Raw genomic sequence first — 8727 nt, forward strand, 5'->3', positions numbered from 1 at the left:
GTATTGCTTGAGCACTTATGATCTGCTGCGACGATGCCGAAAGGCATTTTTTTATGGTGATCAGAGGCTGGCTAATCTTGTAAATTTCGAGGTACCCATATGTGATTTCACGGAATAATGGTCAAGTCACAACTGCCCAGACTCACATCAGGAGAAGAAGTTGCAGGTTGCGTCTTCCTGGAAGAGATCAAGGGCGATGCCAATGGAGTAGGTGGCACGACATTCTGGAGACTACGCTGTATTTGCGGGTACGAGTTCACGAGGAGAGCATCCGAGCATTGGTATTATGCAAAGCAAGGCAAAAGAAAGTTATGCAAGAACAAACATTTACATACTGATGTTGCCGTAGGTTCTCGCTTTGGGAGATTAAAGGTTGTCTCGTTTACAAAGATAGAGATAACAACCTCCAAAGGGGGCGAAAACAGAGGGTACACTATATGCGACTGTGCGTGTGGGAACTCGGACATCAAAGTTCTGCCAGAGCAACTCAGGTCTGGCGAGGTTCAATCGTGCGGATGCTACCTTAAAGAAAGCACTGGAGATAGATTTAGAACTCACGGTAAAACTGACACTAGAGAGTTTGATTTGTGGGCAGCAGCAAAAGAAAGAGCAACTAAATGCGGCATTTCGTTTGATATTGAACTATCAGACATACTAATACCAGATATATGCCCTGTCCTTGGCATCCCAATCAATAAGGATTTGGGGCGAGGCAGAAGGCAACCCGACAGTCCAAGTCTTGATAAGTTCGTACCTGAAAAAGGGTATGTAAAAGGAAATATTCAAGTCATCAGTTGGCGGGCAAACTGGTTAAAAAACAATGGGACAGTTGAAGAATGGATTAAAATCGCCAAATGGTGCCAACAAGAAGAGGTCAAGAGACTTCTTGCAAACAATCAACAATGATAAATGCCACAGGTAAAAATTTACAATTAGCACAAGTGAATGTTAGCGCCGCATCCTAGGATCACCGCAAAATCTAAAACATAGATCTGGAACCTCAAATGACATATCGGCAGGCAACCTTTAATGGTAAACCAACCTATGAATTCCAAGATCAAGCAAAATCGGATCTTGATATTTGTCTTTCCTGCTGCGAAGCAGAACTTGAATGTTTTTATGACAATAAAAATGCATTAGCGCCTGCACCTTACTTTTTTGAGAAGGCAGCGGCAATGCTTGCCAAGAAAAGGGATTGGCGAGGGGTCATAGACATTGCAGAGAGGTACATTAATGCCATTGAAAAATATAGGGCGACTGCGACACCAGCAAGTGCAAAGGTTTGGTTGAGTCCGAAAGTTGAAAAAATAAAAGCGAGACTTGCAAAGGCACTTTTAGCGGTTCAATAGTTTCTCATCAACCACCTCCAACAGATCCTCAATCCCACAATCCAGCACCGTCACGATCTTCCCCGCCAGGTCCAGCGACAGCGCTGATGCCGCCTTGTCATCAGTCCTCGCCAATCTTGTAATGGTGGTTGCTGCCACGCCCGACTGAACCGCCAACGAGTTCATGGTGATCGCCTTCTGCCCCGCTTCAGCACGACGCAGATTTGCCTTGGCAAGTGCCTTGGCGAGTGTCAGACGAACTTGCTCTGCCATAAGGGGCACGATACCTCAAGCACTCTGAAGAGGCAAAGCAGTTTTGAATGCCTATGCCTCAATGCCTAGCACAGATAGCAGAGTGTCAGACACCAAACCAGAGCACTACCTGAACCACGGCAAATCCCACCAGGGCAACGAAGGCAATGAACAAGATCCCGTCAAGCATCCCAGAATTGCGAGCAAAACATATCTAACGATAGCCTCAGGCAGCTAGAGATGCTAAGGTGCTGAAATAATGTGACGATCATGGCTGAGGCTTCCAAGGACAGTTCAGTAGTAGAACTCTCTCCGCTCACGCTTGTCAAATGGATTGATACCTCGCCAGACCTCCGCTACATAAGAGAAGCTGCAGACAAAATAAAAGCAAGGTATGATAGCGACTCTCAAGAGATTGCGTTTCAAACACCAAACAGAAGAACTGTTAGCGCACGGGATGAAGGAATTGGTAGTCGCCTGAGAGAATTCTTTTGGCCAAGTGGGACAAGCCTCAGGGGCAAAACATGTGCATCCCAGGAATTCGATCAAAGCTGTCGAAATACGTCAAGCCTAATGGCAGGCTCAACACTGTGGGATGCTGTCAGCACTTATCCAATTATCCAATACGGAATTAGCTCTTATTTGGGAATATTGTCGATCCCATCGGCAGTTTCTTTGTCTCTGTTGCTGATGTTTTTTAGCAACAAAGCTGGGCAAGAATCATGCAACAGAACAAAAGGCAAAAAGAACTCTGCAAGCAACGCTTTAATAGTGTTTTTCGTTATATCCGCTGTCAAAACCGCTCTGGCAGGCGTAGGAATGGATATCTTAGTCAATGGATCTGGAATTTCCAAGGAATATGCCCTACAATTAGCAAACGAGCAGGTAGATAAATCGCAAAAACAGCTGAATGAATTGCGAAAGCTCAAAAACCCCAAGTATCTTGAGTATAAAAGTTCATGCGAATCGCTTAAGCAACAGATGGAGGGCTTAAAAAGAGAAGATCCGCTATTTACTACCTTGTATGTGCGAGCATATGGAGAATACAAGCAGCAGCTTGGCAATCAAAATCTATCAATACAACAGATTCTGCAAAAACATGGTGGAAGCGTCAGCAACGTTCCTGGTGATTGCATAAAACAGAGGATACAAGCAGAAATAGATGGGAGTGCGGCCGACAAGCTAAGTCTCCAGATTGATAAATGGAGATCGGAAAAGGAGACATTGCCAAGCCTCCAATTCTTGCAAAAACATTTCCCCACAATTTATAGTGACAAATTCAAGAATCAAGGCAACGATATTGTAATTAGAGATGGCGGCGAAATGGTTAGGGCAGCAAACACACAGTTCTTCAGCAAACTTGGGGATGGCTCTAAAATCTGGGGGCTAGGATTTTCTTTATTCTGGATGTTTATTTCGATAATATTAAGCGTCGGTGCAGTATTTCTATTGTGGGGGAAGTCAAGAAGCGAAGACATGAAAATGTCTTACAGTAATGAGCTTCTCCTTGAACGTGAAAAGTTTTTAGAGGGATACTCTACAACGCTTGAGGAGTTCCAGTCTATGAGGAGAAAGCGTTTGACCCAACAAACATCGAACAACCAAAGCAAGGAAGTCTAATTATGGCCGATCAACAACCATGGACTGACCTTAAGGACCGAACGGAAGAAATCCAAGAGCTTGTCATGCAGGTTTGTGAGCTGTCCTCTCAGTCAAACAAGTCTCCTGAATTGCTTTATAGGGAGTATAATTGGGGATTAACAGGGAATCCAGTTTTATGCTCCGCACTGCTAAAAATGAGAAGCTCAGGCGAATTGTATAATCATCAACAGATTCTTTCGGAAAGAGGCTCTTACTCTGCTGATACAAGCGGTGACAATGGTGTGCAGGAAGAAATTGATGATAATATCAGCTATCGAAGAAAGCCCGAAAGCATCACTACAAAGGATATTACTTGGTTCATTCAGAACGGAGAAACCGAGGATATTAAATTAAAAGCTAAAGAATATAGAGAAAAAGCACTCTTAGATTTGTTCATGGAGCATATTAAACAGACAGGCGAAACGTATTTCCCTCAGCTGCAACAACTTCTGGAAGCTGAGTGGAAATTCAGAATTCATGCAAACGATGAAGACTAGCAGCGAGGAATAGATGTCGCCTTCTCAGAACGAGTAAAACGTACTTCAATACGCCTTTTGACTTGTTGATCGTCTCTGTTTACGTTGCTAGAGCTAACATAGTTCTCGGGACTTACGAAACTTGAAGCAGAATAACTACGGAAATCTAGGTTTTGAAATTTTTTATTGAGACTATTTCTTAAAAGATTTTCAACGGATATAGCACGTAATAATCCCAAATCAGCATTTGATCCACTACTAACATTTGCTGACACGATTTTATTCTTGTCTTGTGAGAAGGAATCAAGATTACTGCCACCAGGGTTTGGTCGAGAGTCGGTATGACCAATTACCTCAATAGTATCTATTCCATAGCATCGAATTACTTTTTCTATTTCAGGCAATTGCTTACTAGCAAGCTGCTTTCTAAATTGAGGACTTATCAAGTAGCTGCCTGTAGAAAACCGATAGTCAGCAGCGTCGCTCAATCGGATAATTGGTGGCTTTTGATTGACTAGTTTAGCCAGGGCACTAGCAACAATAGCCACTGTAAGGATCATCAATGTACTACTGAGAAGATCTGTATATGCAAGCCATGGAGCGGCTAGAGAAGAGCGATGTTTTCGGGTTGCCATTAGTTTTCTGGCCTTAAGAATTAAGAAGAGAATCCAGCAGCAAATTCAGCTTCGATCTTTCAGTGCTATTAAGACCTTCCACTCGGAGATTAGCCTCAATGAGGCTATTAAGTTTTGAGTCAATAGTTGTTCGGTTCTGAAGTTGGGATGACAAGTTTTGCATGAGTCTCAAAATTTCATCTTTTGCACTTTGTGAGTTGTTTAGCTCAAGCAAGAGCGCCCGTGTTAATTCGTCAGATTGATTGTTCTCTTTTCCGATAGCCAGTCTTACTGCTCTTAATTGCTTAGAAGCGTCATCTAATTCCGCAAGAGCGTCTATCATTGCTTTTGTATACTGTTCGGTTGACGTCAGTAGGCTATTTGCCATGCTACTACAATCTTTAATTGTAGATGTAGTTTCTCCCCATCCTTTCTCTATTAAATCTGATCTCTCTGAAAGAGAACCTATCTTAGTCGAGAGCTCACGGGCATTTTCGCTAAGCTGATCCGATACATTAACCAGGCTAGAAACGGAGTCTCCAAAATCGGTTGCAAAAGACGACTTGGAAAATATGTTTGCAGCTTTATAGAAAGCAGTGCCACTTATGTGAAGCTCTTGGGCTCCTTTGTCAAACGCCTTAGCATAACTTTCTAGTGCCTCAGAACCTCTTTTGATGGCCTCAAATACTTCATCAACTTTCCGAGTGATTGCTTGATCAATTGCATTTCCGACTCGCTCACTAAATTTTGCCATAAATTCTGAGAGGCAAAGCTCCATTCGCTCCACCGATGCCCTCATAAGGGAGAAGCGATTACAGTCGGCTTGGACTACTTGCTCTAAGTATGCCGTAAGCAATGTTTCAGTCTCTTCCAAGATTCGGCCCGCTCCACTAATTAGCCCGAGTATCCAAAATATTAAACTAAAGAAGACACCGCCAAGGCTAGAAATAAAAGCTGTACTCATAGGGGCTAAGACACCACCAAGTCTCTCGACCAAATCACCTGGAGAAACAGACGAGCTTGAATCACCTGAATCAAGAATGGTACTCAACTGGCCTAAATTTAATGCGAGACCAATGAATGTTCCGAGCAGTCCAATAGTTACAAAGACACCTGGGGCGCTAGTGACCAGTTCATTCAGAGTGCCAATATTGATACGCCACTTCCATATCCTTATAACCTCAAAGCTGCTAAGTTCACCAGATGCAATAGCTTGAGCATCTACTTCCTCGATTCTCTCGGCAGCTCTTCGATATCTCGTCCGAGCTGAAGTAACAAAACCTCTGTCGTCTCCAAATAAGTCCTCGGACAGTCTTAGGCACTTGGATAGCAACGCCAACGGCTGGCCGAGCCGTTGCTTTGCTGAAAATATTGAATAGACAAGAAATATAAAAAACAACAGTTCTATTGCCAAAAAGATCGAAGCTCCCGTACTTAGACCTGCCATTTTAACGGTATTGAGTGCATGGCACCTACTCTAGTTGACCATTTAGCTTTCGGGTGCTAATCAAATGCCAATTCCTTCAAGCCATTACCTAGCGCCACGGGCTTCCTCATTACCCCTTGAGTGATCCATGACTGGGCGCTGCGGGCAGGACGGGTTAGCCCCACATCATGATACGGCCTTGAGGAGCCATAACAGTGTGAATTTCTGATCCTGCCGTCTTGGTTAGTCCTCCATAACCTCCAACAGATCCTCTATGCCGCAGTCCAAAACTGTCACGATCTTGGATGCCAGATCCAGAGACAGTGCTGATGCTGCCTTGTCGTCGTGTCGTGCCAGTCGGGTGATGGTGGTCGCTGCCACTCCCGCCTGAACCGCCAAGGAGTTCATCGTGATGGGTTTCTCCCCTGTCTCTGAGCGTCGCAGGTTTGCCTTGGCGATTGCCTTGGCGAGGGTCAGACGGGCTTGCTTTGCCATAAGGCGCACGATACCTCAAGCACTCTGAAGAGGCAAAGCAGTTTTTAATACCTATGCCTCAGTGCCTAGCACAGATAGCAGAGTGTCAGACACCAAACCAGAGCACTACCTGAACCACGGCAAATCCCACCAGGGCAACGAAGGCAAGAAGGGACGGGAAACCAGTTGCGACCATACCGACTCCGCTTACGACCCCATTTATAAAGAGAATCAGCAGTTGATGCCGTAGCGATCCATACGTCGTCGCCAAGCAGAACATTTCTCAATGCTTTAGCGCTTTACGCGCTCACACCTCAGTTCCGTGTGCTATGATTACTGCGTTGAGGGCAAGAGGTTCATTAGAAACCCGCCCTCTCAACCACTCACCCGAATCCCACAGAGGATCAGACCAATGCCGACCGACCTTTCCACCATTGACCTTGCGACCATCAACGCTGCCCAGAGCGTGATCGTTGCCGCCATCCGCAACCAGTGCTGCCAGTGGGAGCAGGAATCCAGCGATGCCATTGCCGATGGTCACCTCAGCAACGCCGTGATGGTTCAGCACTGGGCATTCGCCGCTGACATCCTTGCCAGCAAAGTGAGCAGCGAGTTCAGCACCCTGTTCATCAGGTCACTGGATGCCCGCCTTGGTAATCTGACCCCCACCACTCACCGCTCAGTTGCCGATCAGGTGCTGGATGCGGTTGCTCTGGAGGTGGCGGCATCGCAGGAGGTGCCCGAACTGGTTGCGGTTTGACGTTTTTCAAGCACTAAGCACTGCGCCTTGCTGATTCGGTGCTATGATTTCAGTGTTGAGGGGTAAGAAATCCAAAGAGATTCGCCCCTCCAACCCTTTTCCCTGAAACCCACAGAGGTTCAATCCAATGCGCTTCCTTGTTCCTGCTGGTGCTGGTGCTGGTGCTGGTGGTCTTCCCCGCCAGAATCAAAAAACTCATCCCAGCAGAAATGGCATACGACCATCCCGACGCTCCTAAGCAGTTCGGCATCCGCCTCAGTGAAGAGACGATGGAACTGGTATCCGCCATTCAGGAGTTTCGCCAACGCACCAATCAACCCATCACCCTTGCTTCCATCGTGGAAGACGCCATCCAGTGTCACTACAACCGCTTGGTCAAAGAGGGTGCCATCTATGGAGAGAAGTGACACCACCACTACCGCCAGGTGCTCTGAAGCACCTACTGAGGACCCTCCCTCCTGAACGCCCAGACCCGTTCCCGCATCTGGCAGATCTCAGCGCCGATCAGTTGCTAGAGCAGCGGGTTGAGATCGCTGGGCAACTCAAGACCCTGGAGCAGGAGCGTCAGGCGATTGATGCCACCCTGCTGGAGACCCTCACGGATGCCGAACAGCGCCTTGGTGTCCGTGCCCCTGGTGGATGGGTGCTGCGGTCACGGTCACGCACCAGTTGGGTCTATGACCCTGAAACCCGTGTCGCCATCAAGGGTCTTCAGCAGCAGGCACAGAGGGATGGACGGGCACAACCTTTGGTGAGCACCTATCTGGTGGCAGTTCAGGAGGAAACCTGAGAGGGACCGATCGCAGCAAACTCTGGTAGAATATTACTACTTGTAAAGGCGACAATGTTCACAAGTCTCTTTGGAATCCTATTTGCGGTCCTGTCCTTCGTTCAAGTGCCGCAGTGGGACAACGACTGGAAGAAATGTTCCGTTGCCGTCCCCGACACCGCTTGCCACTGGTATGTGGTGAACCCTGACAACACCTTTGGAAAGGGTTTCAGTTGGATCACTGCTCCTGAGTTTGATGTCGCCACCCTGCGGGACATCGGCATTCAGCACGAGGTCACCGTGGCGCAAGGTTACCAGACCACCGTTGAGTTGATGAATGCCACCTCAACGGTCAAATACGGCGACGACTACTGATAGGTCAAATTAGTTTCCTAGCATTAGACGCTAAAGACCTGCTGTAGATGGGCGATGGGATTGATACCCACCTCGCCACCAACAACCCAAAACTCAGTGCTGCCACTCCTCAGTAGGGCACGGAAGTCATCAGCGTCAATCAAAATCCCGCAGTGCTCCGCTAAGGCGACCATCTCCTCTGGGGTTCTGGCGGCATAGAACTCACGCCCCAATTCTGGTTCCTCATCCATCCGATAGAGGAAGTGATCCAGGGCATCCAGTAGCGGTGAGGCGGGGCAATCCACCCAGGGCGCTCAAGAGGTGGAACCATTGTGGGCGAAGGCAGGTTTTCAGAGTACAGAACTTCACGGCAGCAGCATTTGACGCTATAATTGCGGCATTGAACTCCACAGAGAGTCGCTCCAATGCTCAAGACCTCAACCAACGGAACTCGGGCAACCACTGCCATCAAGTTCTCCCTGCGCCCTACTGCCGAAACCCTGGCGGATCTGTCACGACCTATTGACCCAAGGCACCTAAGAGTTTGCGGAAAAACCGTCAGAAACGCCGCGTTCCTCCCTCTCGCGATCTGATTACTTGCTGTTCGGGCTGGATTTCGCTGATTCAGCGGTT

At 47.3% G+C, this 8727-nt stretch carries 13 protein-coding genes; 8 read left to right on the top strand and 5 right to left on the bottom strand.

What is annotated here, in order from left to right; all coding sequences use genetic code 11:
- Positions 1 to 117: 117 nt before the first annotated feature.
- Together CJZ78_RS13870 and CJZ78_RS13875 are read left to right on the top strand one after the other, a co-directional pair.
- On the top strand, positions 118 to 906 hold the full coding sequence (locus tag CJZ78_RS13870; protein WP_143592944.1) for a hypothetical protein: 789 nt from the start codon (positions 118 to 120) through the stop codon (positions 904 to 906).
- Positions 907 to 1004: 98 nt separating this feature from the next.
- Positions 1005 to 1349 carry a hypothetical protein gene (locus tag CJZ78_RS13875; protein WP_143592945.1) on the top strand — a complete coding sequence of 115 codons (345 nt, stop codon included), beginning with the start codon at positions 1005 to 1007 and terminating at the stop codon, positions 1347 to 1349.
- Here the strand turns inward: CJZ78_RS13875 and CJZ78_RS12920 are convergent.
- On the bottom strand, positions 1335 to 1601 hold the full coding sequence (locus tag CJZ78_RS12920) for a helix-turn-helix transcriptional regulator (RefSeq protein WP_094561721.1): 267 nt from the start codon (positions 1599 to 1601) through the stop codon (positions 1335 to 1337). The two genes, CJZ78_RS13875 and CJZ78_RS12920, sit on opposite strands and share 15 nt — an antisense overlap.
- Before the next feature lie 240 nt (positions 1602 to 1841).
- Between CJZ78_RS12920 and CJZ78_RS13880 the strand changes: the two genes are divergently transcribed.
- On the top strand, positions 1842 to 3200 hold the full coding sequence (locus tag CJZ78_RS13880) for a hypothetical protein (RefSeq protein WP_158217091.1): 1359 nt from the start codon (positions 1842 to 1844) through the stop codon (positions 3198 to 3200).
- Between the two features lie 2 nt (positions 3201 to 3202).
- Positions 3203 to 3718 carry a hypothetical protein gene (locus CJZ78_RS13885; protein ID WP_143592947.1) on the top strand — a complete coding sequence of 172 codons (516 nt, stop codon included), beginning with the start codon at positions 3203 to 3205 and terminating at the stop codon, positions 3716 to 3718.
- Here CJZ78_RS13885 and CJZ78_RS12925 read toward each other — a convergent pair.
- The 3 genes from CJZ78_RS12925 to CJZ78_RS12930 form a co-directional block, all read right to left on the bottom strand.
- Positions 3715 to 4257: a hypothetical protein gene (locus CJZ78_RS12925; protein ID WP_158217092.1), complete on the bottom strand. Its 543-nt coding sequence runs from the start codon at positions 4255 to 4257 to the stop codon at positions 3715 to 3717. The genes CJZ78_RS13885 and CJZ78_RS12925 overlap by 4 nt on opposite strands.
- Positions 4258 to 4345: 88 nt before the next feature.
- Positions 4346 to 5725 carry a hypothetical protein gene (locus CJZ78_RS13890; RefSeq protein ID WP_143592948.1) on the bottom strand — a complete coding sequence of 460 codons (1380 nt, stop codon included), beginning with the start codon at positions 5723 to 5725 and terminating at the stop codon, positions 4346 to 4348.
- A gap of 255 nt (positions 5726 to 5980) precedes the next feature.
- The gene (locus CJZ78_RS12930; RefSeq protein WP_094561723.1) at positions 5981 to 6232 is read right to left on the bottom strand and encodes a helix-turn-helix transcriptional regulator; all 252 of its coding nucleotides are present in this window, start codon (positions 6230 to 6232) and stop codon (positions 5981 to 5983) included.
- A 391-nt stretch (positions 6233 to 6623) separates the two neighbouring features.
- Between CJZ78_RS12930 and CJZ78_RS12935 the strand changes: the two genes are divergently transcribed.
- The 4 genes from CJZ78_RS12935 (at position 6624) to CJZ78_RS12950 (ending at position 8115) form a co-directional block, all read left to right on the top strand.
- On the top strand, positions 6624 to 6971 hold the full coding sequence (locus CJZ78_RS12935; RefSeq protein ID WP_094561724.1) for a hypothetical protein: 348 nt from the start codon (positions 6624 to 6626) through the stop codon (positions 6969 to 6971).
- A gap of 137 nt (positions 6972 to 7108) precedes the next feature.
- Positions 7109 to 7378, top strand: coding sequence for a hypothetical protein (locus CJZ78_RS12940; protein WP_094561725.1), 270 nt, complete (start codon positions 7109 to 7111; stop codon positions 7376 to 7378).
- Positions 7379 to 7479: 101 nt separating this feature from the next.
- Positions 7480 to 7761 carry a hypothetical protein gene (locus CJZ78_RS12945; protein WP_094561726.1) on the top strand — a complete coding sequence of 94 codons (282 nt, stop codon included), beginning with the start codon at positions 7480 to 7482 and terminating at the stop codon, positions 7759 to 7761.
- A gap of 54 nt (positions 7762 to 7815) precedes the next feature.
- The gene (locus tag CJZ78_RS12950) at positions 7816 to 8115 is read left to right on the top strand and encodes a hypothetical protein (RefSeq protein ID WP_094561727.1); all 300 of its coding nucleotides are present in this window, start codon (positions 7816 to 7818) and stop codon (positions 8113 to 8115) included.
- Positions 8116 to 8138: 23 nt separating this feature from the next.
- On the opposite strand, the gene CJZ78_RS12955 is transcribed toward CJZ78_RS12950, so the two are convergent.
- Positions 8139 to 8399, bottom strand: a complete 261-nt coding sequence (locus CJZ78_RS12955) for a Nif11-like leader peptide family natural product precursor (protein WP_233128797.1) — start codon at positions 8397 to 8399, stop codon at positions 8139 to 8141.
- Positions 8400 to 8727: the final 328 nt, after the last annotated feature.

Origin of the sequence: Synechococcus sp. 8F6 (genome assembly GCF_002252665.1) — a bacterium.
GTDB lineage: Bacteria > Cyanobacteriota > Cyanobacteriia > PCC-6307 > Cyanobiaceae > Cyanobium_A.